This window comes from Leifsonia poae (assembly GCF_020009625.1).
In the GTDB taxonomy this organism is placed as follows: domain Bacteria; phylum Actinomycetota; class Actinomycetes; order Actinomycetales; family Microbacteriaceae; genus Leifsonia; species Leifsonia poae_A.
The window spans coordinates 2,037,185-2,061,548 of sequence record NZ_JAIHLP010000002.1 but is presented as its reverse complement, the minus strand read 5'-3'; the positions used below and the strand labels follow the sequence as shown (position 1 = coordinate 2,061,548).

The 24,364-nt window shown below is 69.0% G+C and carries 24 protein-coding genes; 15 read left to right on the top strand and 9 right to left on the bottom strand.

The window, feature by feature from the left end; genetic code table 11:
- Positions 1 to 133: 133 nt before the first annotated feature.
- Complete coding sequence (locus K5L49_RS10455) at positions 134 to 769, bottom strand: HAD-IA family hydrolase (protein WP_223692554.1); 636 nt, start codon at positions 767 to 769, stop codon at positions 134 to 136.
- 82 nt (positions 770 to 851) lie between these two features.
- Between K5L49_RS10455 and K5L49_RS10450 the strand changes: the two genes are divergently transcribed.
- The 10 genes from K5L49_RS10450 to K5L49_RS10405 all read left to right on the top strand — a co-directional run bounded on the left by K5L49_RS10450 (position 852) and on the right by K5L49_RS10405 (position 10,725).
- Complete coding sequence (locus tag K5L49_RS10450) at positions 852 to 1,610, top strand: DeoR/GlpR family DNA-binding transcription regulator (RefSeq protein ID WP_223692553.1); 759 nt, start codon at positions 852 to 854, stop codon at positions 1,608 to 1,610.
- Positions 1,611 to 1,661: 51 nt separating this feature from the next.
- On the top strand, positions 1,662 to 2,414 hold the full coding sequence (locus tag K5L49_RS10445; protein ID WP_223692551.1) for a sugar phosphate isomerase/epimerase family protein: 753 nt from the start codon (positions 1,662 to 1,664) through the stop codon (positions 2,412 to 2,414).
- Positions 2,411 to 3,649: an MFS transporter gene (locus tag K5L49_RS10440; RefSeq protein WP_223692550.1), complete on the top strand. Its 1,239-nt coding sequence runs from the start codon at positions 2,411 to 2,413 to the stop codon at positions 3,647 to 3,649. Before K5L49_RS10445 ends, K5L49_RS10440 begins: the two co-directional genes overlap by 4 nt.
- 84 nt (positions 3,650 to 3,733) lie before the next feature.
- Positions 3,734 to 4,525, top strand: coding sequence for a carbonic anhydrase (locus K5L49_RS10435; RefSeq protein ID WP_223692548.1), 792 nt, complete (start codon positions 3,734 to 3,736; stop codon positions 4,523 to 4,525).
- 19 nt (positions 4,526 to 4,544) lie between these two features.
- Positions 4,545 to 5,672, top strand: coding sequence for a phosphoribosylformylglycinamidine cyclo-ligase (purM, locus tag K5L49_RS10430; RefSeq protein ID WP_223692546.1), 1,128 nt, complete (start codon positions 4,545 to 4,547; stop codon positions 5,670 to 5,672).
- A 133-nt stretch (positions 5,673 to 5,805) separates the two neighbouring features.
- Positions 5,806 to 7,074 carry an Ig-like domain repeat protein gene (locus K5L49_RS10425; protein WP_223692545.1) on the top strand — a complete coding sequence of 423 codons (1,269 nt, stop codon included), beginning with the start codon at positions 5,806 to 5,808 and terminating at the stop codon, positions 7,072 to 7,074.
- Between the two features lie 81 nt (positions 7,075 to 7,155).
- A complete protein-coding gene (locus K5L49_RS10420) occupies positions 7,156 to 8,118 on the top strand; it encodes an ABC transporter ATP-binding protein (protein WP_223692543.1) in 963 nt (320 codons plus the stop codon).
- Positions 8,115 to 8,858 carry an ABC transporter permease gene (locus tag K5L49_RS10415; protein ID WP_223692541.1) on the top strand — a complete coding sequence of 248 codons (744 nt, stop codon included), beginning with the start codon at positions 8,115 to 8,117 and terminating at the stop codon, positions 8,856 to 8,858. The genes K5L49_RS10420 and K5L49_RS10415 overlap by 4 nt, the downstream gene beginning before the upstream one ends.
- A 95-nt stretch (positions 8,859 to 8,953) precedes the next feature.
- Positions 8,954 to 10,114, top strand: coding sequence for a sensor histidine kinase (locus K5L49_RS10410; protein WP_223692540.1), 1,161 nt, complete (start codon positions 8,954 to 8,956; stop codon positions 10,112 to 10,114).
- A complete protein-coding gene (locus tag K5L49_RS10405) occupies positions 10,111 to 10,725 on the top strand; it encodes a response regulator transcription factor (RefSeq protein WP_223692538.1) in 615 nt (204 codons plus the stop codon). The genes K5L49_RS10410 and K5L49_RS10405 overlap by 4 nt, the downstream gene beginning before the upstream one ends.
- Positions 10,726 to 10,740: 15 nt before the next feature.
- On the opposite strand, the gene K5L49_RS10400 is transcribed toward K5L49_RS10405, so the two are convergent.
- Positions 10,741 to 10,950, bottom strand: coding sequence for a DUF3073 domain-containing protein (locus K5L49_RS10400; RefSeq protein WP_223692537.1), 210 nt, complete (start codon positions 10,948 to 10,950; stop codon positions 10,741 to 10,743).
- A gap of 146 nt (positions 10,951 to 11,096) precedes the next feature.
- Here K5L49_RS10400 and K5L49_RS10395 point away from each other — a divergent pair, with 146 nt between their 5' ends.
- Positions 11,097 to 12,170 carry an NAD(P)-binding domain-containing protein gene (locus tag K5L49_RS10395; protein WP_223692535.1) on the top strand — a complete coding sequence of 358 codons (1,074 nt, stop codon included), beginning with the start codon at positions 11,097 to 11,099 and terminating at the stop codon, positions 12,168 to 12,170.
- A 199-nt stretch (positions 12,171 to 12,369) separates the two neighbouring features.
- Here the strand turns inward: K5L49_RS10395 and K5L49_RS10390 are convergent, their stop codons facing one another.
- Entirely contained in the window at positions 12,370 to 12,954 is a 585-nt protein-coding gene (locus K5L49_RS10390) for a hypothetical protein (protein ID WP_223692533.1), read from the bottom strand.
- Positions 12,955 to 13,213: 259 nt separating this feature from the next.
- On the opposite strand from K5L49_RS10390, the gene K5L49_RS10385 reads away from it, so the two are divergent.
- Together K5L49_RS10385 and K5L49_RS10380 are read left to right on the top strand one after the other, a co-directional pair.
- On the top strand, positions 13,214 to 13,801 hold the full coding sequence (locus tag K5L49_RS10385; RefSeq protein ID WP_223692532.1) for an RNA polymerase sigma factor: 588 nt from the start codon (positions 13,214 to 13,216) through the stop codon (positions 13,799 to 13,801).
- A gap of 1 nt (position 13,802) precedes the next feature.
- A complete protein-coding gene (locus tag K5L49_RS10380; protein ID WP_223692530.1) occupies positions 13,803 to 14,336 on the top strand; it encodes a hypothetical protein in 534 nt (177 codons plus the stop codon).
- Between the two features lie 40 nt (positions 14,337 to 14,376).
- Here the strand turns inward: K5L49_RS10380 and K5L49_RS10375 are convergent, their stop codons facing one another.
- Positions 14,377 to 15,123 (bottom strand): TetR/AcrR family transcriptional regulator, encoded by a 747-nt coding sequence (locus tag K5L49_RS10375; RefSeq protein WP_223692528.1) that lies wholly within the window; start codon positions 15,121 to 15,123, stop codon positions 14,377 to 14,379.
- 51 nt (positions 15,124 to 15,174) lie between these two features.
- Between K5L49_RS10375 and K5L49_RS10370 the strand changes: the two genes are divergently transcribed.
- Positions 15,175 to 16,698 carry an MFS transporter gene (locus tag K5L49_RS10370; protein WP_308116536.1) on the top strand — a complete coding sequence of 508 codons (1,524 nt, stop codon included), beginning with the start codon at positions 15,175 to 15,177 and terminating at the stop codon, positions 16,696 to 16,698.
- Positions 16,699 to 16,835: 137 nt separating this feature from the next.
- Here the strand turns inward: K5L49_RS10370 and K5L49_RS10365 are convergent, their stop codons facing one another.
- From K5L49_RS10365 to K5L49_RS10345, 5 genes are read right to left on the bottom strand one after another with little or no spacing between them, the layout of a single operon-like run.
- Positions 16,836 to 18,857: a glycogen debranching N-terminal domain-containing protein gene (locus K5L49_RS10365; protein ID WP_223695283.1), complete on the bottom strand. Its 2,022-nt coding sequence runs from the start codon at positions 18,855 to 18,857 to the stop codon at positions 16,836 to 16,838.
- Positions 18,858 to 18,913: 56 nt separating this feature from the next.
- Positions 18,914 to 19,678 (bottom strand): Type 1 glutamine amidotransferase-like domain-containing protein, encoded by a 765-nt coding sequence (locus tag K5L49_RS10360; RefSeq protein WP_223692527.1) that lies wholly within the window; start codon positions 19,676 to 19,678, stop codon positions 18,914 to 18,916.
- Positions 19,675 to 20,532: a carbohydrate ABC transporter permease gene (locus tag K5L49_RS10355; protein ID WP_223695282.1), complete on the bottom strand. Its 858-nt coding sequence runs from the start codon at positions 20,530 to 20,532 to the stop codon at positions 19,675 to 19,677. Before K5L49_RS10355 ends, K5L49_RS10360 begins: the two co-directional genes overlap by 4 nt.
- 44 nt (positions 20,533 to 20,576) lie before the next feature.
- Entirely contained in the window at positions 20,577 to 21,692 is a 1,116-nt protein-coding gene (locus K5L49_RS10350) for a carbohydrate ABC transporter permease (RefSeq protein WP_223692525.1), read from the bottom strand.
- Positions 21,693 to 21,706: 14 nt separating this feature from the next.
- On the bottom strand, positions 21,707 to 22,957 hold the full coding sequence (locus K5L49_RS10345; RefSeq protein ID WP_223692523.1) for a sugar ABC transporter substrate-binding protein: 1,251 nt from the start codon (positions 22,955 to 22,957) through the stop codon (positions 21,707 to 21,709).
- A gap of 340 nt (positions 22,958 to 23,297) precedes the next feature.
- Here K5L49_RS10345 and K5L49_RS10340 point away from each other — a divergent pair, with 340 nt between their 5' ends.
- A complete protein-coding gene (locus K5L49_RS10340; RefSeq protein WP_223692522.1) occupies positions 23,298 to 24,347 on the top strand; it encodes a LacI family DNA-binding transcriptional regulator in 1,050 nt (349 codons plus the stop codon).
- The last annotated feature ends 17 nt before the right edge of the window (positions 24,348 to 24,364 follow it).

Sequence of the window (24,364 nt, the reverse complement as noted above, 5' to 3'; positions counted from 1 at the left end):
GGCGCCGTCGATGGCTCGAAGACGGCACGAATGAACCTTCTCTGAACGGTTTCGAAACTGCCTGAGAGGTCTCTCAGGTTCTCAATAGGCTTCGAATCGCTGCGCGTGTTCGTCTCCAACCGCGACTTCCGGCTCAACCCGCCCGGTTCCGAGACGGTGGCCGCGGCGGGAGGAAGTCGATGTCCCGGAGCGTGGCGTCGAGGGTCTCGGCCGCGGTGAAGCGGTGCGTGCGGATGCCGCGGGATTCGGCCGCGCGGAGGTTCTCGTCGCGATCGTCGATGAACAGTGTGTCCTCCGGAGGCCGTTCGGCGAGCGAAAGAGCGATGTCGAAGATCTCCGGTGTCGGTTTCGCCAGGCGCAGCTCGGCGCTGAACAGCAGCAGCGTGAAGACCTCCGTCAGATCGGCGTGCCGGCCGACCTCCTCGGCGAGGTCGTGGGGCGCGTTCGACAGCAGGGTCAGCTGGGCTCCTCGCCGGTAGGCGTCGCGCAGTGCCGCGATCGTCGCGGTGTTCAGGTGGGTCCAGCTTTCGAGGTCACGGCGTCGGAGCTCGGCGAGCTCATCTCGGGGCACGGGCCGGCCGACGACGTCGGCCCAATACTCCTGCGCCGATGAGCCGCGGTCGTATGGCGCCCGGAACGCCCAGTACCGTTCGCTGAACGTCTCGGGCGGCAGGCCGACAAGGGCGGCCATCCCGGTCATGGCGGCGGGGGGTTGTGGTCGGCTGATCACTTCGCCGAAGTCCACGAGCAGGTGTTTCGTCACGGTCACGACCGTCCTTCCTGGATGCACGCGGCGACAGAACATTCACAATACATGACCAAACGAACATCATCCGTGTATGTTTGTCGACATGAGCGGAAACCCGAGACACGAGGCCATCCTTGAGGCCCTCAACGCCCGCGGTCGCGTCGACGTCACCGATGTCGCCTCCGCCTTCGACGTGTCCGAGGTCACCGTCCGCCGTGACCTCGACCAGCTCGCCCGGGCCGGCATCCTGCGCCGGGTGCGCGGCGGAGCGGTGAGCGTGCGGATGCGTGGCGAAGGCCTGCCCTACGCGCTGCGCCGCCTCGAAGACACTTCGGCGAAGGAGCGGATCGCGGTGGCGGCCGCGGCCCTGGTGGCCGACGGCGAAGCGGTGTGCGTCGACAGCGGCACCACGGCGGCTGAGCTCGCCCGGCGGCTGGCGTCGCGCCGACTGACCGTCATGCCCTTCAGTATCCAGGCCCTCAACGCGCTCGCGGGAAGCGAGACCGCGCACATCCTGCTTCCGGGCGGTTCCGTCAACCCGGAAGAGGGGTCGATCGTCGGCCCGCTGCTCGAACAGTCGCTTCGCGGGCTGCGCTTCGACACCGTGTTCCTCAGCTGCTGCGGCGCCTCGATCGAAGACGGCGTCACCGCGCACGACCTCGAGGATGCGGCGGCGAAGCGGGCGATGGTCGGTGCCGGTCGCCGCGTGGTACTGATCGCCGAAGGGGCGAAGTTCTCCCGGTCGGCGATGTCCGTCACCTGCGGCTTCCGCGACGTCGACGTCGTGGTCACCGATGACACGGCGCCGGAGGACGTGCTCACCGAGCTCCGCTCCCTCGGCGTCGAGATCGTCATCGCCTGACTCCGTGCCGGCCGCCGCATCCCCGCCCCTCGCCCCTGTCTGGAGAAGTCATTGAAGACCGTCTCGTCCTGGTCGTTGCACCGCACGCTCGGTTCCGGCGTGCCGCTGCTTGAGCTGCCCGCCCTGCTGAAATTGCGCGGGTTCGACACCGTGCAGCTCTGCCACTTCCATCTGCCGTCGCGGGAGGCGGGCTACCTCGACGAGCTCTGGCAGGCGCTGGCCGAGTCGGGCATAGCCCTCGACGCGCTGCTCATCGACGACGGCGACCTGACGAACCCCGACGACGGCGAAGCGCACCGTGACTGGATCAGCGGCTGGGTCGAGGATGCGACCATCCTGGGGGCACGGCGCGCCCGGGTCATCGCGGGTCGATCGGCACCTGACGAGGAGACGCTCCGCGCGAGCGCCCAGGGTCTCGCGCGGCTCGCTCGCGACCACGACGGCATCCGCATCGTGACCGAGAACTGGCTCGAACTCACCCCCGGTCCTCGCGAAGTGCTGCAGCTCCTCGATGCGGCCGGCGGCGCGGTCGGCCTCCTGATCGACACCGGCAACTGGGTCGGCGAGACCAAGTACGACGACCTTGCCGCGGTCGCGGCCCGCGGTGAGACCTGCCACGCGAAGTGCCACTTCGGTCCTGCCGGCGGCGACCTCGACGACTACCGTCGCTCGCTGGAGACCCTCCGCGACAACGGGTTCGACGGCCCGCTCGCGCTCGTCTACGACGACGACTTCGTCGACGAATGGTCCGGTCTCGACATCGAACACCAGGTCGTCAGTGCTGTGTTCGGGGAGGCGCGATGACCGAGACATCACCGACGCGCGTCGCCTCCTCAGGTGCCCGGAGTTCGGCGCTCCGGCTCGTTCTCGCGCATCCGCTTTACCGGGCGTCCACGCTGGCACTCTTCCTCTCCGGGCTCGGGATCTCCGCCGCCGCGCCCCTCATCGCATCGTTCCTCGTCAGAGATCTCGGTGCCTCGCTCCCCGTCGCCGGCCTCTACTACCTGACCAATCTCACCGCTCCGATCGCCGGCTACTTGGTCGGCTCGCGCTCCGACCGCACCGGCAAGCGGCTCGGACTCTTCCGGCTCTGCGCCGTCGCCGGTTTCGCAGGGTGGATCGGCATCGCGTTCTCCACCCAGCTATGGATGCCTTTCGTCATCAGCATCGTCGTGCTCGGTTTCGCCGGCGCCGCGACCTCCCAGCTGTTCGCGGCTGTCCACGACGAACTCACCGCACGACCCACCACCGCCGATGACGGGGTCGTCGCCGTCGTGCGAATGGCGCTCACCGCCGGGTGGGTGCTCGGCCCCGTGCTCGGCTCCTTCCTGGCCGCCGCTGCCGGGCTCCGCGTCATGTTCGTCGCCGTGGCCGTCGCCACCCTCGCGCAGATCATCCCCCTCGGCCGTCTCCGTGGCACCCCGGTGCCCTCCACCCCCGACGATCCGGCGCCCCGCTCGAGCGCACCGACGTTCCGCGTGATGCTGCCGCTGCTCGCCTTCACTGGGCTGTACATCTGCGTCTATGCGGGCGAATCGGTCAAGTATGCGTACCTGCCGATCTACATGAACGAGCAGTTGCGCCTCGCTCCGGCCCTCAGCGGCGCGATCATCGGCATCCAGCCTCTCGTCGAACTCGCGCTCATGCCTCTCGCGGTGCTGGTCGGCCGTCGCATCGGCATGATCCGGCTCATGGCGGTCGCTGCTGCCTGCGGCGTCGCCGCGAATGTCTGCTTCGCCACAACGGGCACGGCCGTCGGGCTCTTCGCCGGACAGATCCTGATGGGCGCGGTCTGGGGTGTCTTCGCCGCGCTCGGGATCATCGTCGCGCAGCGCCTTCTCCCGGCCGCCGTCGCCACGGCCTCCGCGATCTTCCTCAGCTCGACCGCGATCAGTTCCGCCATCGGCGGCCTGGCCGGCGGCCTCGGCGTCGCCGCGATCGGTCTCCCGCTCGTCTTCTTCATTCCCGCGGCCTTCGCGGTCGCCGCCGTCATCGGCCTCGTCATCATGAGTCGCGTCGAGCGATCCCGCCGACTTTAGCGAGAGCGGGTGCGCGGGCGGATCGGCCCGGACTCATCCGTCAATTTTGCACACACTGCAAGAAGAGCTACAACTGAGGGTGTCATGCGCAGAATCATCGCCGCCACCTCCCTGCTGCTCGCCGCCTCCGTCGCGCTGAGCGGATGCGCATCCGCCGCCACGGCCGAGAAGGCGCGGCCGAGCTGGTCGTACGGCGCCGACACCGGTCCGGCCCAGTGGCAGACGCTCGACCCGGCCTGCTCGACGACTCGCGCATCCCGGCAATCGCCCGTCGATATCGACACGAGCACTCTCGCGATCGATCCGACCGCGGCGCCCGTCGTGCTGCACGACCGGCCAGCATCGTTCGAGCTCGGAAACGACGGACACATGATCGTCGCTGTCGCTGACGACCCTCACGCCTATGCGATCACCATCGCCGGAACCCGGTACGACCTGCGGGAACTCGACTTCCACGCCGGGTCGGAGCACGAGCTCGACGGCCGCCCGGCCGCGGCCGAGCTGCAGCTCGTGCACGTCAGCAGCACCGGCGCCATCGCGGTGATGAGCGTGCTGTTTCGCACCGGTGCCGCGAACGCCGCGCTCGACGAAGTGTTCTCGTCGATGCCGCATCCGGTGACGGTGGGGACAGACAGGGTGGACCTGACCGAGCCGATCGACCCGGCCGCGCTCATCCCGCCCGGGTCGACGAGCGCGCGGTACATCGGCTCGCTCACCAGCCCGCCCTGCACCGCGGACGTGCTGTGGAACGTCTACCTCCACCCGCTCACCGTGTCGCCCGCGCAGCTGCACGACCTCACCGACATCTACTCGGACAACCACCGACCGGTGCAACCGCTGAACGGTCGCACGATCACGGGCATCGCAGCGGGCTGACACCCGGTACCCTTAACCGGTGACCGATCAGCACGCAGCCCCGACCGCCTCCGCCTCCTACGCCGCGGCCGGCGTCGACACTGCGGCGGGCGACCTCGCGGTCGAGCTGATGAAGGCGGCGGTCTCCCGCACACACGGACCGGATGTGGTCGGTGGCTTCGGCGGTTTCGCCGGGCTGTTCGATGTCTCCGCACTGAAAGCGTTCGAACGTCCGCTGTTGGCCACGAGCACCGACGGCGTCGGCACGAAGGTGGCCATCGCCCAGGCGCTCGACAAGCACGACACCATCGGCCAAGACCTCGTGGGCATGGTCGTCGACGACATCATCGTGGTCGGTGCCAAACCCCTCTTCATGACGGACTACATCGCCTGCGGCAAGGTCGTCCCCTCCCGCATCGCCGACATCGTCGCGGGCATCGCCCGAGCCTGCTCCGCGACAGGAACGGCCCTCGTGGGCGGCGAGACGGCCGAGCACCCCGGTCTGCTCGGCCCGGACGACTACGACGTGGCTGGCGCGGCCGTCGGCGCCGTCGAGGCGGATGCGCTGCTCGGCCCCGACCGTGTGCGCGACGGTGATGTGGTGGTCGCCCTCGCCTCCTCCGGCCTCCACTCGAACGGTTTCTCGCTCGTGCGCCACATCCTCGCCCAGGCGAAGATCGGCTACACCGACCGGTTGGATGAGCTCGGCGGCCCCGTTGGCGAGGCCCTGCTCGAGCCGACGCGCCTCTACACCACGCCCCTGCTCGACGTGCTGCAGACCCCGGCGCTGGCCGGTGCCGTGCATTCGCTGAGCCATGTGACGGGCGGCGGAATCGCGGCCAACCTCGCCCGGGTGCTGCCCCGCGGCTCGTGGGTCGAGCTCGACCGTGCCCTCTGGTCTCCGCCCCCGGTCTTCCGCGTGCTCGGCGACCTCGCCGGCTCGACCCTGGAGTCGAGCGAGGGCACCTGGAACCTGGGCATCGGCATGTTCGCCGTCGTTGCCGCTGAGAAGGCCGACGCCGTGATCGCGGCCATCGTCGCCGCGGGCATTCCGGCCTGGGCGGCCGGGACTGTCGCCACGGCATCCCGCGACTTCGCCGGTTTCGAGCAGGGTGCCAAGGGCGTCGACGGCGGTGCCGTGCGCCTCACCGGCGCCTACCCCGCCTAGGCTCCTCGTCCCTCCTTCCCGCCGGCCACAGCCGCGTCCTCGCTTGATCGGGCCCGACGCGGGCGGGCGAGGCCGGGGCGACACCCGGATGGGTAGACGCGGTGGGTCACCCCGGGTGGATAGAGTTGCGGCTGTGAGCCGAACGCATGCCAGTATCCGTGCGGCATGCGCGCTCGCTTCTCTCGGTCTCGCGCTGCTCGGGGTCGCCGTGATCGCGCCGGCCGCGATGGCGCTGCCGCCGAGCGCATCGACGGTGCCGGCCACATCGCCCGCCGACGCCGTCACACCCGTCGTCGACTGTGTCGTCGACGCGTCCCTCGACAGCGGAGTCGCGGTGCGCACCGTGGTCTTCGGCTACCGCAGCAGCGCCACGGCCCCGGTCTCCGTGCCGGCCGGAGCGGCGGCCAACCTGGTCACCCCCGGAGCGACCGATCGCGGGCAACCGAGCGCCTTCCTCCCCGGTGACCACCACGGCGTCTGGACCGTGACGGTCGATCCCGTCGCCGCTCCGACCACCTGGCTCATCGGGTCCGCCTCCGCCGCGGCCGACCAAGCCTCGCCGCCCTGCGCCACGGTCACGACCGTCGTGCTCTCCGCTCCCGCGACCGTCGCAACCGGCGACACGGTCACCCTGACGGCGGCCGTCACGCGGATGCTGCTGGCGGCGCCGGACACCGGCCGGGTCGAGTTCGCGGTCGATGCGAACGACCCCGTGCGGGCCACCGTCGCGGCGAACGGTGTCGCCCGCGTGACTCTCCCCGCCCCCGCATCCGGTGCGCACACGGTCACGGCGCACTATGTTCCGGCCGACGGCTCCCCGCTGCTCGGTTCGCGGGCGACGGCCACGCTCACCGTCTCTGCCGCCAGCGGCGCGCTCTCCATCATGACGCCGGTGCTCTCCCCCTCCGCCGATCAGGCTGTGCTGACCGTGACTCGGGCGAGCGACGCGGGAACCGCATCCGTCGACTACACGACCGCAGACGGGTCGGCCGTGGCCGGCACCGACTACACCGCCACCCGCGGGCGGCTCGTGCTGGCCGAGGGGCAGCGTTCGGCGACGATCATCGTTCCGCTCGCGCACCGGCCGGCCGGCTCGGCCGCCGCGACGTTCTTCGTCCTGCTGCAGCGGGCGAGCACGACAGTGGATGCGGCCGGAGCCGCGGTCGCACTGCCGGCCGTTCCATACTCCCGCGCGGGTGCGGGAGTCGTCACGCTCTCCGACAGCCCTCCGGGCGCCGGGCCGGACTCCGCCCTGCCGGCGATCGACCCGACGGCGCCCCCGCTGAAACGCGCCGGGGAAGACCTCATGCTCATGATCGGCGCGGCCCTGCTGACAGTCGGCGGCATTCTCGGTGTCGTCGGGCTTGTGCGGTTCGGCGGCTCCCGCGAGGCCAAAGCCTGAGCTCAGGGGGTGACAAATGTCACCCCCGAACCCTGACGGATGCTCTTCGTGGGGGCGCGGCCCGTTCGGCACGCTGAAAGCGTGAATCGAACACCTGCCATCCAGCTCACCGACCTGCGGAAGTCATTCGGCTCCCTGCAGGCCGTCAACGGCGTCACCATCAGCATCGACCGTGGTGAGGTCGTCGCGCTGCTCGGTCCGAACGGCGCAGGAAAGTCGACGACGATCGACCTGGCGCTCGGCCTGGCGCACCCGACCTCGGGAACGGCCGAGCTCTTCGGGGAGAACCCGCGCCGTGCCATCCAGGAGGGGCGCGTCGGTGCGATGCTCCAGGGTGGCGCGCTTCTGCCGACCCTCACCGTGGCGCAGTCGGTTGCCCTCGTCGCTGCCGCCCACCGGCATCCGCTCAGCGTGGCCGAAGCGCTTGAACGCGCCCGCTGCACCGAGATCGCCAAACAGAAGGTCAGCAAGCTCTCCGGAGGGCAGATGCAGCGGGCCCGGTTCGCGGTCGCCGTCGTCTCGAACCCCGACCTGCTCTTCCTCGACGAGCCGACCGCTGCGATGGATGTGGAGGCTCGCCGCACCTTCTGGCAGTCGATGCGGGAGTTCACGGACGAAGGCCGCACCGTCGTCTTCGCCACGCACTACCTCGACGAGGCCGACACCTACGCCGACCGCATCGTCATGCTCAACGCGGGGCGGGTGGTGGCCGACGGAACCCCCGGAGAGGTGAAGGCTGTCGTCTCGGGCCGCCGCATCCGCGCGGGCTTCGGTTTCGCCTGGTCGGCCGAGGCAGAGGCCAGGCTGCGACGCCTTCCCGGCGTGCGCTCGCTCGACCGGCGTGGCGAACAGTTCACGATCGTCAGCGACGACTCGGATACGACTCTGCGCGCGCTGCTCGCCGAGCACGCCGACATCCACGACATCGAGGTCACGGCCCACACGATGGACGACGCGTTCCTCGCTCTCACCGAAGGCACCGCGAACGCGGACGCCGCCCATGCCGCCCCCGCCGGCGCCGCCCTGAACGGAGCCCAGCGATGAGCATCGCCTACCTCGGACTCGAGTCTCTGCGCCAGATCAAGAACGCGCGAGCACTGGTCTTCACCCTCGCCGTCCCTCTCGTGATGCTCGTCGCCTTCGGCGGCGCTTTCGGGGCGAGCGGGCAGGTCGACCCGACCACCAAGCTGCCATGGATCGTGGTCACCACCATCCAGGTGGCCGGGTACGGCGGCATGATGGCGGCGCTGTCGCAGGCGTTCAACATCGTCACCGAGCGGTCCATCGGCTGGAACCGTCAGTTGCGCATCACACCGCTCTCGGGCCTCGGTTACCTCTTCTCCAAGCTGATCGCCGCCCTGCTCATGGCGCTCGTCTCCATCATCGTGATCTTCGCGGTGTCGTCGATGCTCTTCCATTCGCCACTGCCGCTCGGCAACTGGCTGACCGCGGGGCTCGGGCTGTGGCTCGGAGTCGTCCCGTTCGCGCTGCTCGGTATCCTGATCGGCCAGCTCGCGAAGCCGGAGTTCGCCCAGCCCCTCTTCATGGCGGTGTTCATGGGTATGGCGGTGCTCGGTGGGCTCTGGGTTCCGTTGCAGATCTTCCCGGCCTGGGTCGCGAACGTTGCCCAGATCGTTCCCTCCTATTGGCTGAACCGGCTCGGGCAGATGGGCGCCCACCAGAGCGGCGGGGTGCTGGAGCCCGCTCTGGTCCTCCTCGGGTGGACGCTCGTGCTCGGCGGCCTCGTCGTCTGGCGTTACCGCCGAGACGCCTCGCGCAGCTGATGGTGTGGATCCCCGCAGACGATCGCGGGCCCGCAGCCCGGAGCGGCGACGGGGCGCCGTGCCCGGGGCCGGATCCAGTGACTAGTGTGTTGACGGTGGACAGTTCGCAGTACGAGACACCCGACGGCGTCTGGGCGAAGCTGACCCACCTCTCCGCGCGTCGCTGGTATCCGGGTGCGCTGATCGGGCTGATCTATCAGGTCTCGACCTTCTTCACCCTTTGGGCGGGGCCGGGCAGCGTGGGCACGAAGGTGATCGTCACCACCCTGCTCGCGGTCATCAGTATCGGGTTCCTGGTGCTTCCCCCGCTGTTCTGGGCGTCGAGCGAGCGGACCAGGATGGTGGTCATCGCCGCGTACTTCCTGCTGACGTTGACCCTGTTCCCGTTCATCGGGCTCGCCGCGTGCTGGACGTGGGTCTACGTGGCCTGCATGACCGGGATGCTCGCCTTCCGCCCGGCGCTGGCGATCGGCATCATCGGTGGCCTCGGTGCGGCGCAGCTGGTCATCATCACGATCACCGGGACGTTCGACGACAACTGGTACATCGCCCTCATCACGGTGTCGATCGGCATCATGATGTTCGCCTTCGCCCGGCAGCTCGAGTCGTTCCGTCGGCTCCGCCGGGCGCAGGGCGAGATCGCGAGGCTCGCCGTGATCGAGGAGCGCGCGCGGTTCTCGCGGGACATGCACGACGTGCTCGGGCACTCCCTCACCGTCGTCACGGTCAAATCGGAGCTGGCACGGCGTCTCGTCACGATCGACCCGGTGAAGGCGGAAGCCGAGATCGCCGACATCGAACGTCTCAGCCGTTCGGCTCTCGCCGATCTGCGTGCGGCCGTCGCCGGGTACCGCGAGATGAGTCTCTCCACCGAACTCGCCGCCGCTCAGGCGGGGCTCGCGGCCGCCGACATCGAGGCGCATCTTCCGCGGAGCGGCGACGGTGTCGACCCGAATCTGAGGGAGCTCTTCGGGTGGGTGCTGCGGGAAGGGGTGACGAATGTCATCCGTCACTCCGGCTCGCGGAACTGCTGGGTGACGGTCTCGCCAGACACCCTCGAGATCGAGGATGACGGGCGCGGTTTGGCCGCGGTGGGCGTGGTGGGTGCGCCCGATGTCGACGTGGCGGCGACCCCGACGCGCGGTTCGGGCCTCGACGGCCTCACCGTCCGCGCGCGTACGGTCGGAGCCCGGGTGCTCGTCGGCCCGAGCGAGCACGGCGGCGTCCGTTTGACCGTACGGAAGGCGAAAGCGTGACCGAGACCATCCGGCTGCTCCTGGCCGACGATCAGGCGCTGGTGCGCGGGGCACTCGCGGCGCTCCTCGACCTGGAGGCCGACCTCGAGGTGGTCGCGCAGGTAGGCCGAGGTGACGAGGTGGTGGCGGCGGCACGTGCCGGCTTGGTTGATGTGGCGCTGCTGGATGTGGAGATGCCGGGGTTGGACGGCATCCAGGTGGCATCGGCGCTGCGGGAGACGCTGCCGTCGTGCCGCTCGTTGATCGTGACCACCTTCGGCCGGCCCGGCTATCTGCGCCGCGCGATGGAGGCGGGGGCTTCGGGATTCGTCGTCAAAGACACGCCCTCCGGTCAGCTCGCGGATGCGGTGCGACGCGTGGCCTCGGGCCTGCGCGTCGTCGACCCGGCGCTCGCCGCGGAGTCGCTCGCCTCCGGCAGCTCGCCGCTCACGCCGCGTGAGACGGAGGTGATCGTCGTGGCCGCGCAGGGTGGCAGCATCACAGACATCGCCCGCGCGCTGCACCTCAGCGAAGGAACCGTGCGCAACCACCTGTCGAGCGCGATCGGCAAGACGGGTGCGCGGAACCGTTCGGAGGCGGCGGCGATCGCCGCCGAAAAGGGCTGGCTCTAGCGGCGCCTCGGTCGGCTATGCGCGCTTCGGCTGGTCGTGCTCCTCGAAGTCTTCCTGGTAGCCACCGGCGTCGGGCTCGTAGTCGGCCCACGCGTCGTACTGAGTGTCGTGGTGGGCGTGCCCGGTGAGCTCGCGCTCGAGCGCGTCGTAGTTCACGTCCGGGCTGAACGACTTCAGCTCGCGCGCGATCTTGGTGTGCTTTGCCTTTTGACGGCCGCGCCCCATGCGTGACCCCCTTACGGTGCCAGGCCGGGTGGGCAATGAGCCACCCGGGAATCCGAACAGGAACAGTGAAAACTAACCGCTAGTTTAGCATGGGGGACCCGCCCCGCCCCGAGTTCCCACACAGGCATGAATGATGGGATGAGCGCGTGACCGCGACGAACACCGAGACCCAGGTGGCGATCGTCGGTGCGGGCCAGGCGGGCCTCGCCGTCGCCTACTATCTGCGCCGTTTCGAGCTCACGCCCGGCGTCGATTTCGTGCTCTACGACCGCGGCCCGGCCACCGGCGGGGCCTGGCAGCATCGGTGGGATGCGCTCAAACTGGGCAGTGCTCATCATGTCAACGACCTGCCGGGCATGGCGGAGCTGGGTATCAGTTTCGAGACCGCCGACCGGTCTCTTCCCGCCAAGGACATCGTCGCCGGTTACTACCGCCGATACGAGGAGCATTTCGGGCTCGCCGTGCAGCGGCCGGTGACGGTGACGAGCGTGTTCGACCGTGGGGCCGACCTCGTGGTGCAGCACACGGCCGGCGAGACGGTCGCCCGCGTCGTTGTGAACGCCAGCGGAACCTGGGGTGCACCTTTCGTGCCCTACTACCCGGGAATGAACGTATTCGCCGGACGGCATGTGCACACGTCCTCCTACCTCGCCGCCGACGAGTTCGCCGGGCAGTCGGTGGTCGTGGTCGGCGGCGGCACGTCGGCGATCGGCTTCCTGCTGGAACTGGAGCATGTGGTGCGGCAGGTCACCTGGGCCACCCGTCGTCCGGTCGAGTTCAAGGATGAGTCGGAGCTGACCATCGAGGGCGGCGTCGCAGCGGTGGCGGCCCAGGATGCGGCGGCCCGCGCCGGCGGGGCGCTCCCCAGCATCGTGAGCGGCACGGGCGTGCCGAGGACCCGGCGCATCGCCTCCGGCGTCGACCGTGGCCTACTCGTGGAACGCCCGATGTTCGCCGCCATCGAAGAGCACGGTGTGCGCTGGTCCGACGGTTCGTTCACCGAGGCGGATACGATCATCTGGGCGACGGGCTTCCGACCCGAACTGCGTCACCTCGCTCCGCTGAAGCTGCGCGAGAAGGCGGGCGGCCTCACGGTCGCCTCCGGCGCCTCCTGGCAGGATCCGCGCATCTTCCTGGCCGGCTACGGCCCGCAGGCCAGCACGATCGGCGCCAATCGGGCGGGGCGTGTGATCGCCCGCCAGATCATGGCTCAGCTCTAGCCGGCGCAGCTCGGTCAGTGTTCGGCGAGAGCGCGGGTGATCAGCTCGGAGATGTCGATCGGCTGCGTGGGCGGAAGGTCGATGGCGGAGGCCAGGGATCCGGGGCGGGCGGACGGGGACGGGTTCGAGGTCATCGGAGTCTCCTTTGTCGTGGACAAGAGTGTCTACTCCAGTAGTGTCCTCAGACCGCGAGATCGTCTCAGCCCGAGACGCGCCACGATTTCGCCTGGTCGTTCATCGACCCGAGCGAGGCGGCGTTGACGGCGTAGCCGGTGGAGGTCCCTCCGTAGTTCGTGTTCTTGAAGAGGGCGGTCTTGCAGGTGCCGAAGCTCTTGTACGACGAGACCCGGCCGTACCAGCCGATCCCGTTCAGATCGGTGAGTCCGTAGGCCGAGACCGAGCAATTGCCGCCGCTGACCGACATGACGTACGAGCTTCCGCCGTAGTTCACGTCGTCGTAGATCGCGGAGAGTGCGACGCTCGCCAGCGCCGCGGCCGGTGCGAGGTCTGAACGTGCGGAGTTCACGGCCACGCCACCGAGAACCGTGCCGTCGGGGATGACGAGTCGAACGCCCTTCTGTTCCGCAACGGCGGCCACCAGGTCGTCGCCGGCGGGAACGCAGAGGCTGTCGCCGGTGTCGATGGCGATCCAGCAGGACTTGTCCGCCGGCGGTGCCGACGGGGCGGGCGTCGCGTTCGCGGCCCCCACCCCCATCGTCGACATCGTCGCGATCAACCCCAGGCCCCCCACGAGCGCCCCCAGGCGATATCCCCTAGCACGCATCGTCGCTCTCCTCACGGGTTGGCAGCCCACCCGAAAGGCTGCATACTCAATCAACTCGACCGATGGCGGCTCGTCAACCGAGCGCGTGGCGACACGCCGACCGGTCGACCGTTTTGAGACGCATCCGTTTTCGTGAACATTGGAGAAAGGGATGCGCATTTCGTGTGACGGTGAGACGGCCGGCCTCGTGGCGAACACCTCAAGATGACGGCATCGTTGGGCTCGCCGTCGGCCGCACGACGACGGGGGAGGGCTCGGGATGACGACGGAGGCACGGCCGGGTGAGAGCCCACCCGGGCTCGCGGAGGCTGCGCTGTTCCAGCAGGTGGTGGCCGGCGACCGGAATGCTTTCCGTCAGCTCTACCAGCTGCACCACGTTCCGGTGTACTGGGCGGCGTTCTCGGTGCTGCAGTCCCGGCCGGATGCCGAGGAGATCGCGGTCGACGCCTTCATGACGCTGTGGACGAAACGGGACGGCATCGACCTGGTGGGGGAATCGACCCTGCCGTGGCTCGTCACGACGGCACGCTTCCTCGCGAAGAACCGCATGCGCGCTGTGCAACGCCGCCCGACGGTGCCGCTCGAGACCAGCGCCGACCTCGAGGCGGACGCCCCCAGCCCCGAAGACCTGTCGATCAGCAGGGAGGCGATGCGCGGTCTCGAGGCCATGATCGCTGCGATGCCGGAAGAGGACAGGGACATCTTCCGTCTCTGTCTCGTCGAAGACCTCACCTACAAGGAGGCCGCCGCGCGGCTCGGCCTCAGCCACGGATCGGTGCGCAACCGGCTCTCACGGATGAAGCAGCGTCTCCGAACCGAACTGACTCTCCTGAAACGGGGGCACTGACATGACCATCGGCCACCTTCCTCCCCTCCCAGACGGCACCACCCTCCGCATGGAGCGCGAGCTGTTCGTCAGGCTCGACACCGAGACCCGGGGCCGCGCGAAGCGGCACCGCCTCGTGGCGGCCGGCATAGCCGTTCTGCTCGTGGGCGGCGGCGCGGGTATCGCCGCCGTGACCATCGCGAACCAGAAGATGCAGGCGCGCACCGCGTACTGCTACAGCGCGCCGGATGCGAACTCCCGGTTCGCCCAGGCCGGCATCCCCGACGAGATGACCGGCCCGGACGGGCACACCACGGCGATCGCCGACCCCGCGGATCGTTTCGCCGCGGCGATCGAGAACTGCGCCGCCGCCTGGCGGGTGGGCGTCTTCTCCGCATCGACGGCGCCGGCTGGAACCGAGTTCGCCGTGCCGCCACTGGTCGCCTGCCTGCGCCCGGATCAGGTGCCGGCCGTCTTCCCCCGCCCGGAGGGCGACACCTCGAGTGTGCACGCCTTCTGCACCGACCTCGGGATGAGCGCGCCGCCGCGCCACTGACTCGATGGAATGAGAGGCAGCATGTTCTCGAGAGCGCCGATCAGGCGTGTGCCGCGGTCGATTGCGCCGCGTTCGATTCCAGTTGGGCAAGGTTGCCCAGGAGGAGACCGAGCGAGAAGTCGAAGCGCTCGTGCTCTGTTCCGGACGTCAATTCGGTCGCGTAGGTGCGGATGTTCGGGAAGCGGTCGGCGGGGAGCGCTCGGAAGCGGGCGATGAGGTCGATTCGATCGTTCGTGCCGAGTCGGCGGTCGCCCGTGTCCGGGCCCGCTCCTGCGACGGCGACATCCATCGCGTACGCCCCGACGTAGAGGAACAGCGCGTCGATGGTCCAGGTGGCGATCCGGGGGTCGATGCCACCGGCGATCAGGATGGCCAGCATCCCCTCGTTGACGCGCAGAACGTCGAGGTCGGTCACATCCATCGCGAGGGCGGCGCGGGAGACCCCGGGGTATTTCGCGTATTGGTCGCGGAGTTGGGTGCAGATGTCGGTGATCTGCCGGCGCCATTGCGCGGGGTCTGGTTCGGGCAGGTCGACTTCGCGGCAGAGGCGGCCGATGACGAGTTCGCCGAGGTCGGCCTTGTTGACGACATGGGCGTAGAGCGATGCGGGACCGGTCTCGAGCAGCGCGGCGACCCTGCGCATGGTCAGGGCGTCGTATCCGTCGGCAGCGACGATCGCGAGCGCCGCATCCGTGATCCGGTCGACGGTGATGGGCGCTTTGCGGCCGGTGAGCGAGGGTTCGGCGGTCGCGTGCCGGGCGGCGCGACGCTGCTGTGGGGATGCCATGATGCCATCGTACCTTGACACGAACACTGTTCTGCAAGTAGAACAGTGTTTGTGAATAACGAACAACGTTCTACTACGCTGCGCGGGTCATGGCTGGCCCTGGGCGGGCTGTCGGCGATCTTCCTCTTCGAGATGCTCGACAACTCGATCCTGAACGTCGCGCTACCCACGATCGGCCGCGACCTTCACGCATCGACGACCGCATTGCAGTGGGTGACCGGCAGCTACGCCGTGGTGTTCGGGGGTCTGATGCTGCTGTTCGGCGCGATGGCCGACCGATACGGTCGCCGCCGCGTGATGCTCATCGGTCTGGTGCTCCTCGGCGTCGCAAGCCTGGCGACCGCATTCGTCACAACGGCCGAGCAGTTGATCGCCGTACGCGTGGTGATGGGAATCGCGGCGGCCATGACGACCCCGGGTTCGATGGCGCTCGCCTACCGCCTGTTCGACGAGGAGAGTCTGCGTGTTCGAGCGATCACGCTCATCTCGACCGTGGGCCTGGTCGGGCTCGCCATCGGGCCGACGGTCGGCGGCCTCGTGCTGGCCGTGGCGCCCTGGCAGGTGCTGCTGCTGATCAATGTGCCGATCGCTCTACTGGCGATCGTCGGCATCCGCACGGGGATCGCCGCAGACGAGCCGGGTGAGCTCCATCGCGACCCCCTCGACATTCCGGGAGCGCTGCTCGCGACGGCGACGATCGTGCTCGCCCTCGTCGCGCCGACGATGTTCATCGATCAGGGCGCCGCCTCGTGGGCCCCGTGGGTGGTCGCCGGCTCGGCGGTCCTCGCCGCGGCGCTGTTCATGGTCAGGGAGCGATCGGCGCAGCATCCGCTCCTCGACCTCGGCCTCATCGCCCGGCCGCTCGTCTCCAGCGGTCTCGCCTTCAAGGCCGCGGCCGGGCTCGCCACCGCCGGCCTCGGCTACCTGGTGACCCTGCAACTCCAGCTCGCCTGGGGGTGGCCTCCCGCCTTGGCTGCCGTCGGCATGCTGCCTCAGGTCGTCGTGCTCCTGTCGCTCGGCCCTTTCGTGAACCCGTTCGTCGAGCGGGTCGGCATCAATCGCGCCGCCTGGATGAGCGCTGCCGCGGTCGTGATCGGTCTCGCCGTCTACGCGCTTTTCAACAGCTTCGGCTATGTCTTCGTCGCGATCGCTCTCGCCCTCGTCGCGGCGGGCCTCCGTGTCATCGGTGTTGTCTCGGCCATCGCCGTGCTGAACGGTCTGCCGAAGAATCGCACCTCCATCGGCTCGGCGCTGACCGACACGACGACCGAGGTGGCGAACGGGGTGGGCATCGCGGTCGCGGGGACGATCCTCGCCGCCGTGTTCACCGGCACCATCACCGCATCCGACTGGACCGCCCAGCAGGGGTCGCAATTCCAGTTCGCCGCGACCATCGGCGGACTCGTGCTCACCGGTCTGGCGGCCGTGTTCGTGATCTTCGGGTTCGTGCGATCGCGTCGCGCGGAGACGGAGACACAGCCGGAGACGGAGACACAGCCGGAGACGGAGCCGGAGACAGACACGAAGACAGAGCCGGAGACGGACGACACGACCGGTGCTGAGGTCGCGGGCTAGCGAGGCGCGACGGGGACGATCAGCGGCGTTTCAGCCCGACGCAGCTCACGCTGGGTTGCCACAGGAGCGCCGGGCAGGGAAAAGGCGGGCCGTCTCAGTGGGGGGAAGAGACGGCCCGCCGGTTCGGGGGGCGGGGATCAGCCGCGCGTGACCGTGCCGTCGGCGTCGGCGCTGACCGCCACCGGCGCTCCCGCGAAGCGCAGACCGGTGACCTCCATCACGCCGGTGCCGACGATCGGCTCGACCTGCAGGGTGCGTGCCTGGGCGTCGGCACGCAGGCCGAGCCGGGTGGAGAGCACCGCGACGGCTGCCGCCGCCGACCAGGCCTGGGGCCGGCACGCAGCGGGGTATGGGATGGGTTTCGACGTCTCGGCCGCCGGGTCGCCGGAGTGCAGCTCGGGCATGCGGTAGTCGAATCCTTCGGCGGCGGCGAGCAGACCGTCGGCGAGGATCTCCGCTTCGCGGGTGTGGCCGACGCGGCCCAATCCGGCGATGGCGATCGCGGTGTCGTGCGCCCACACCGAGCCGCCGTGGTACGACAGCGGCCAAAAGCCGGCCGCATCCGTCGACATGGTGCGGAGACCGTATCCGGAGCTCATCTCGGGCGAGACGAGCCGGCGGGCGATCAGGGCCGACTGCTCCGGGGTGAGGATGCCGGTGCCGAGGAGGTGCCCGATGTTGCTGGTGACGGTGTCCACCTTGCGCTTCGCCGCGTCGAGGGCGATCGCCGGGTATGCCCCCGCCGGGTCATCGATCCAGAACTCGTCGGCGAAGCGCTGCTTCAGGCCGGCCGCCCACTCGCGCCACTCGGCGCCGCCCGGACGCCCGAACGCGTCGAGCAGATCGGCGCCCCCGACGGCGGCCTCGTAGGCGTACCCCTGCACCTCGCAGAGGGCGATCGGGCCGTCGGCGAGCGTGCCGTCTTTCCACTGGATGGAGTCGCCCGAGTCTTTCCAGCCCTGGTTCGCCAGACCGTGACCGGTGGTGTCGACGTATTCGAGGAAGCCGTCGCCGTCGCTGTCGCCGAAGTCGCGCATCCATGCCAGAGCCGCTTCGAGGTGGGGGAGCAGCGCCTCCACCTGGTCGGTGGGCATCCCCCACTTCCAGGCGTCGTGCAGCAGATTCACCCAGAGGGCCGTGGCGTCGACCGTGCCGAAGTAGAGCGGCGGGAGCACGATTCCCTCGCCGGGGATCGTGAGGGCGGACGGGCGCAGCTCGTGCATGATCTTGCCCGGCTGCTCGGCGGTCTCGTTCACGATCTCGGTGCCCTGCAGCTCCGCGAGGATGCGCAGGGTCGTCGCCGCGATGTCCGTGCCGAGGGGCAGCAACAGGCGGGCGGCCCAGATCGAGTCACGACCGAACAGGGTGAAGAACCAGGGGGCCCCGGCGGCGAGGAAGACCTCGTCGGGGTGCGCGGTCGTCGACATCCGCAAAGCCTGCAGATCGTCGAGGGCGCGCGACAGCCAGGCGGCGAGACGGGAGTCGCCGGTGGCGGCCGTGAACGCCGACCAGTCTGCGGAGGGTGCGGCGCCGGCGACGACGGCGGACGGGTCGTCGACGTCGATGCGCCAGCTCACGGTCACGACGGATCGTGCGGAGACTTCCGGCGTCCAGCTGAGGGTCGCTGTGTCGCCGGCGGTGGTGATCGCCGCGCCGTCGGCCGCCAGGGTGGCGGTGACGACACCGGAGGTGAAGGTGACGCCGTCAGCGGTCGCGGCGGCGACGATCGGATGCTCGCTTCCGTTGCGGCCCGCCTTGATCACCTGCATGGGGCTGAAGTCGGCGCGCAGGGAGACGACGATCTCCGGACGGATGGGCGTGCCGAGGGCGTTGCGAACCGTGACGGTCTCACGGAGCGCGCCCGCCTCGACGGTGCGCACCCGCTCGACCCGCACGCGGGGGTCGGCCGTGGTGTCGTCGAGCGGGCGGGCGAGCGAGGTGAACACGGCGGTCCCGGCGTCCGGGCCGGCAGTGGCGATGTGCTCGGTCACGGCGCCGCCGACCGTGAGGCCGATCTCGCTGAGCACCCGCACATCCGAGTGGTAGAAGCCGTGGATGCCGCACCCGTCCACGGTGCCGTCTGTCGCCGACCAGGCTTGGCTGGGTGCGGTGAGCACCACGACGCTGTCGTGCAGGAGGGGTTGGAGCGGCTGGGTCATCGTGGTGTTCACGTCTCCTCGAAGGGGTGTGGTCAGGGGATGGGAGGGGAGGATGTTCAGAGGGTTTCGGTCGCGGCGCTCGCCGCGTCGACGGCGCCGAGAACCCGGGGGGTCACACGCGTTTGCACGGCGTGCCCGTTCTCGACGTCGACCCGCCAGGCGTACTGGCCGTCGCGTTCGGTGACGACGTCGGTGAGGTCGGTCCCGGCGTAGACCAGGCCGACACCCTCGTCGAGGGCGTAGCCGGGCGGGAGGGCGCCGGAGGCGATCGCCGCCTCGTGTGCGACCCGCCGCCGGGGGTCGGAGTCGTAGTGCACGCCGAGCGATCCGGGCAGGAAGCCGAGACCGTCGGCGACAGCGCTGATCTGCGGGCCGAACGAGGCAGTGGTGCCGCCGCTGTGCCAGCAGAGGCCGCCGGCCGAACCGCCCGCCAGCACGACCCCGGCCTCCCACGCCTCGCGCAGGGTGCGGTCGAGACCGTGGGCGCGCCACACGGCCAGCAGGTTCACCAGGCTGCCGCCGCTCACCCAGATCACATCGCGGGTGAGGATGTGCTCGCGCAGGTGGGGAACATTGGGGTGCGGGAAGAAGCGCACATGGCTCGCCTCGACGCCGGCGGCGCGCGCGGCCTCGAGCTCGATGCCTTCGACCGAACGCTGGTCGCCGCCCGCTGTATTGAGGTGCGCCACGCGGGGCGCGCGACCGTCTACGCGGGCCAGCTCGATGGCGTGCGTGAGCAGGGGGCCGTAGACGGCGTCGGTCCACGTTCCCGGGTTGAGCCCGCCGCAGGTGGCGAGGATGGTCGGTCGGGCGGCCGTCACTCTTTCACCGCGCCCTCGCTGGAGTTCATGATGCGCTTCTGGAAGATGAAGAACATCACGGCGACCGGGATCGTCATGATGGCCGCTGCGGCCAGCTTGATCGGGTACTGCGAGCCTTGGCTCAGCTGCCCGCTCGCGAGGCCGGCGACACCCTTCGTCAGGGTGGTCAGTGACGGATCCTGGGTCGAGATGATGAAGTGGCTGAGCTCGTTCCACGACCCCTGGAACGACAGGATGATGATCGTGATGAGCGCCGGTCGCGCCATCGGCAGAACGATGGACCAGAAGACGCGGAACGTTCCTGCGCCATCGATCCGGGCCTGCTCCTCGACGCTCGGCGGGATCGACTCGAAGAAGTTCTTCATGATGAACACGCCGGCCGCATCGGTGAGCAGAGGCACGATCATGCCGGCGTACGAGTCGTACATACCGATCTGGTTGAGCACCAGGAACTTGGGGATGAGCAGCACGACCGACGGCACCGACATGACCGCGATGAGCGAGACGAAGATCACGGTCCGCCCGCGGAAGTGCAGGCGGGCGAGCGCGTAGCCGGCCAGTGAGTTGAAGAACACCCGGCCGAGTGTCACGAACACGGTGACGATCACCGAGTTCTTGAACCAGAGCGGGAAGTCGGAGTAGGCGAAGAGCTTCTCGTAGGCGGCCGTCGTCCAACTCCACGGGATGAGCGAGATCGGGTCGGCCGTGGCGTTCGGCTCGGTCTTGAACGACGTCGACACCTGGATCAGGAACGGCATGATGTAGATGACGGCGATCGCGATCAGGATCGCGTACAGCACGGACTGCGCCGCGATCGATCCGGTCGACTTGTGGCGCTTCTCCGGATTGCGCACGGGTGCGGGCGTCGTGCCGGTCGGCGCCGGCTTCGCTGCGATGGTCACAGGGTGCCTCCGGTTGACTTCTGGGCGACGGTGTCGGCGGCCGGCACCTCATAGAGCCGCATGCGGCGCTTGGAGACTTTGCGTTCACGCAGGATCCACCGCTGCAGCAGCGTGAAGGCGACGATGATCACGAACAGGATGAACGCGATCGCCGCGCCCTGGCCCCACTCCTGGTTCTGGAATGCCGAGGTGTACGACAGGTAGGCAGGCGTCAGCGTCGTCTTGCCGGGGCCGCCCTTGGTGCCGGTGTAGATCTGGTCGAAGATCTGCCAGCAGCCGATCAGGCCGAGGGTGAGCACGGTGAACAGTGTGGGGCGCAGCTGCGGGAGCGTGATGCGCCAGAAGCGCTGCCAGCCGTTGGCGCCGTCCATCATCGCGGCTTCCGTGATGTCGCCGCCGAGGTTCTGCAGGGCGGCGATGAAGAGCAGCATGAAGGTGCCGCTGGTGGTGAAGATGGCCATCAGCACGAAGGCGCTCATCGCCACCGAGGGGCCGCCGAGCCAGTCCCACCAGGAGACGCCGAGCAGCGAGTTGTCGGTGAGGAAGGCCGGCCCGGTCGTGATGCCGAACCCGGCGAGCAGGTTGTGGATGATGCCGTCGGGGTCGTTGAACCAGTTCGGTCCGTTGATGCCGAACCACGACAGTACCTTGTTGACCGCGCCCGACGAGCTGAACAGGAACAGCCACAGCACGGTGATCGCCACGGAGCTCGTGACGGACGGGAAGTAGAAGGCGGTGCGGAAGAATCCGCGACCGCGAAGGATCGCCCGGTTCACCAGAACGGCGAGGAAGAGGGCGACGATCGTCTGCAGCGGCACGACGAGCACCACGTACCAGGCGTTGTTCCGCAGGGCGGTGCCGAAGTCCTGCTCGGCCAGTCCGCCCCCGGAGAGCAGTGTGTTGTAGTTCTCGAAGCCGACGAAGTGCACGTCGCTCGAGAAGGGGCTGCCCCGGCCGCCCCAGTCGGAGAAACTCACCCAGAGTGCCATGAGCACCGGAACGAGGAGGAACACTCCCAGGAGAATGATGATCGGGGCGGTGAAGAGCCACCCCGAGGCGGCCTCGCCGCGCCGGATTCCGGTGCGACGAGACCGACTCGTGGTTGTTGACATGATCGATCTTCTCGTTACTTCAGCAGCGCTTCGAGGTTCTTCTGCGTGGCGTCGAGGATCGTCTTCGGATCGCTCGTCTTCAGCGTCTCCAGCTTGCTGTTGAGGTCGGTGACGACGTCGGCCGAGCCCTTGGCGGTCGGAACGCCCTGGGCGTAGTCGGCGGCGCTCAGGAACGGGACGAGGTCCGGGTTGGCGGCCTTCCAGTCGCTGGCGGCCGACTTGATCGACGGCATCGGGCCGAAGGCCTTCGAGAACGCGAGCTGGTCGTCTTTGCTGGTCAGCTTCTCGACGAGCTTGAGCGCGGCGGCCTGGTTGGGGCTGTCCGCGGCGATTCCCCAGCAGTTGGTGAACTGCAGGGTGCCCTGGCCGGCGGGGCCGGCGGGCAGCTCGGCCACCTTGTACTTGATGTTCGGGAAGTCGGACTTCAGGGCACCGGTGATCCAGTTGCCTTCGATGGTCATCGCGGCCAGGCCCTTGCCGAAGGCCTCGCCACCCCAGCCGGCGCCGAGGTCTTTGGCGTACTTGAAGTCTCCCGCGACGAGCTGCGACTTCACGTAGTCGAGCGCTTTGATGTTGGCGTCGCTGTTCGCCGTCGCCTTGGTGCTGTCGGCGTTCATCAGGTTGCCGCCGGCCTGGGTCATGAACGAGCCGATGCGGGCGTACTCGCCCGAGAAGCCGAGACCGACGTGGTCGGCGGTGGTGAGCTTCTTCGACACGGTGGTGAGTTCATCCCAGGTCTTGGGGATGTCCGAGTCGGTGAGGCCGGCGGCCTTCCACATGTCGGTGTTGATGATCAGCTGCAGCGTGGAGAAATCTTTCGGCGCGCAGTAGAACTTATTGTCGTAGGTGAACGACTTGACCAGGCTCGGGTAGAAGTCGCTCTTGTTGCTGAGCTGGTCGCCGTAGGCGAGCAGCGAGCCGTTGGAGGCGTAACCGGCCAGCGCATCCGTCGACAGGTAGAACACGTCGGCCGGCTTCTTGGCGGCGAAACCCTGCGACAGCTGCTGGTTGAGGTCGGAGGCTGCGACGACGGACGCCTTGGTTCCATCGCTCGTGGACCAGTCGGCCACGGCCGACTTGACCGCTGCGGTCTCCGCATCGCCGCTCGAGCCGATCATGACCGTGAGGGGCTTGTCAGACGAGGTGAGCTTGCCGGTCGAGTCGCTTCCGCCGCCGCTGAAGCCCGAACCGCACGCGGTGAGGGCCAGCGCGGTGGCGACGGCGACAGCGCCGCCTGCGAACCAGCGTGGTGTGCTTCGTTGCATTGTTTTCTCCTTGGTGTGAGTGTGCCCGTTGGAGGGGCGCACGAGGGGGTGGGTCGCAGAAGTCGGGAGGGCGCCGTGTTCGGCGGAGTTGCCCCGGGGCCGGTCGGTTCGGCTGTTCCGACGGGAGGAGGGATGCGGCACGCGAGCGGCGGGCATCGGACCTCCTCTGGTCGTGGAACGGTTTTGATCGTTCAAATTTCGACATGGTACATTCGTTTTTGAACGATCAAATTGGGGCGTTGTCACCATAGTCACGTCGTTCCGAAGGTGTCAAGCTGCCGGGCAGTATGGTCGTTACCGGCCCGAACGGCCAGAACGGCGACGAAGCGAGAGGAGCGGCATGGGAGCCCAGCCCACCGTCCTCGATGTCGCCCTCGCGGCCGGCGTCTCGCGTCAGACCGTCTCGAATGTGCTCAACGCCCCCGAGATGGTGCGGCAGGGAACGCGGGAACGCGTCGAGGCGGCGATCCTCGACCTCGGCTACCGCCCTCACGCCTCCGCACGGCGTCTGCGCACGCAGAAGAGCTCGACCATCGGCATCCGGCTCGACCCGATCACGACCGACGGCATCTCGGGCAGCATCCTCGACCGCTTCCTGCACGCCCTCACGGAGCAGGCCGATCGCAAGAACCTGCGCGTGCTGCTCTTCACCGCCGCCGGGCCCGAAGACGAGATCGCCCAGTTCGGCCGTCTCAGCGACGGCGCCGACGTCGACGCTTTCGTGCTCACATCGACCTTCCACGGCGATCCGCGCACCGAATGGCTGATCGAGCGCGGCCAGTCGTTCGTGACCTTCGGTCGGCCGTGGGGCATCGATGACATGGCCGACCCCGAACACCTCTGGGTGGATGTGGACGGCCGGCACGGCCTGCGCGAGGCGACCACCCATCTGCTCGCGGGCGGGGCCAGGCGCATCGGATTCCTCGGGTGGCCGACCGGGTCGGGAACCGGCGACGACCGTCGCCTCGGCTGGCTGGAGGCCATGCGCTCCGACAGCGGCCTCAGCGCCGACGAGCTCGCCGTGCTGGAGGTCGCCGCCGAAGACGGTGTGAACTTCGGCGCCGAGGCCATGCGCCGTCTGGAGCTCGCCGCGGGCACGCTGGATGCGGTGGTCTGCACGAGCGACTCGCTCGCCCTCGGCGCGCTCATGGCGACGGCGGGCCGCCTTCCCGTGATCGGCTATGACAACACCCCGGTAGCGGCGTCGATCGGGTTCTCGAGCGTGGAGCAGCCGCTCGATGAAGTGGCCACGGGCGTGCTGGACCTGCTCACAGGCGCCCATGGCGGCCGGGTCACCACCGAGACCTCGGCCTCCGACCCTCGGCACCGCATGGTGGCGCCCCGACTCGTCGTGCGCGATGGGCCGTCCGTCATCGCCGCCGCCCGCTGACACCGGTCGAGTCGGTC

Excerpts from the sequence above, each read along its gene's own strand:
- K5L49_RS10450 (WP_223692553.1), top strand. The coding sequence starts at position 852 with ATGAGCGGAAACCCGAGACACGAGGCCATCCTTGAGGCCCTCAACGCC.
- K5L49_RS10440 (WP_223692550.1), top strand. The coding sequence starts at position 2,411 with ATGACCGAGACATCACCGACGCGCGTCGCCTCCTCAGGTGCCCGGAGT.
- K5L49_RS10435 (WP_223692548.1), top strand. The coding sequence starts at position 3,734 with ATGCGCAGAATCATCGCCGCCACCTCCCTGCTGCTCGCCGCCTCCGTC.
- K5L49_RS10415 (WP_223692541.1), top strand. The coding sequence starts at position 8,115 with ATGAGCATCGCCTACCTCGGACTCGAGTCTCTGCGCCAGATCAAGAAC.
- K5L49_RS10400 (WP_223692537.1), bottom strand. The coding sequence starts at position 10,950 with ATGGGGCGCGGCCGTCAAAAGGCAAAGCACACCAAGATCGCGCGCGAG.
- K5L49_RS10390 (WP_223692533.1), bottom strand. The coding sequence starts at position 12,954 with ATGCGTGCTAGGGGATATCGCCTGGGGGCGCTCGTGGGGGGCCTGGGG.
- K5L49_RS10385 (WP_223692532.1), top strand. The coding sequence starts at position 13,214 with ATGACGACGGAGGCACGGCCGGGTGAGAGCCCACCCGGGCTCGCGGAG.
- K5L49_RS10380 (WP_223692530.1), top strand. The coding sequence starts at position 13,803 with ATGACCATCGGCCACCTTCCTCCCCTCCCAGACGGCACCACCCTCCGC.
- K5L49_RS10375 (WP_223692528.1), bottom strand. The coding sequence starts at position 15,123 with ATGGCATCCCCACAGCAGCGTCGCGCCGCCCGGCACGCGACCGCCGAA.
- K5L49_RS10365 (WP_223695283.1), bottom strand. The coding sequence starts at position 18,857 with ATGACCCAGCCGCTCCAACCCCTCCTGCACGACAGCGTCGTGGTGCTC.
- K5L49_RS10350 (WP_223692525.1), bottom strand. The coding sequence starts at position 21,692 with ATGTCAACAACCACGAGTCGGTCTCGTCGCACCGGAATCCGGCGCGGC.
- K5L49_RS10345 (WP_223692523.1), bottom strand. The coding sequence starts at position 22,957 with ATGCAACGAAGCACACCACGCTGGTTCGCAGGCGGCGCTGTCGCCGTC.
- K5L49_RS10340 (WP_223692522.1), top strand. The coding sequence starts at position 23,298 with ATGGGAGCCCAGCCCACCGTCCTCGATGTCGCCCTCGCGGCCGGCGTC.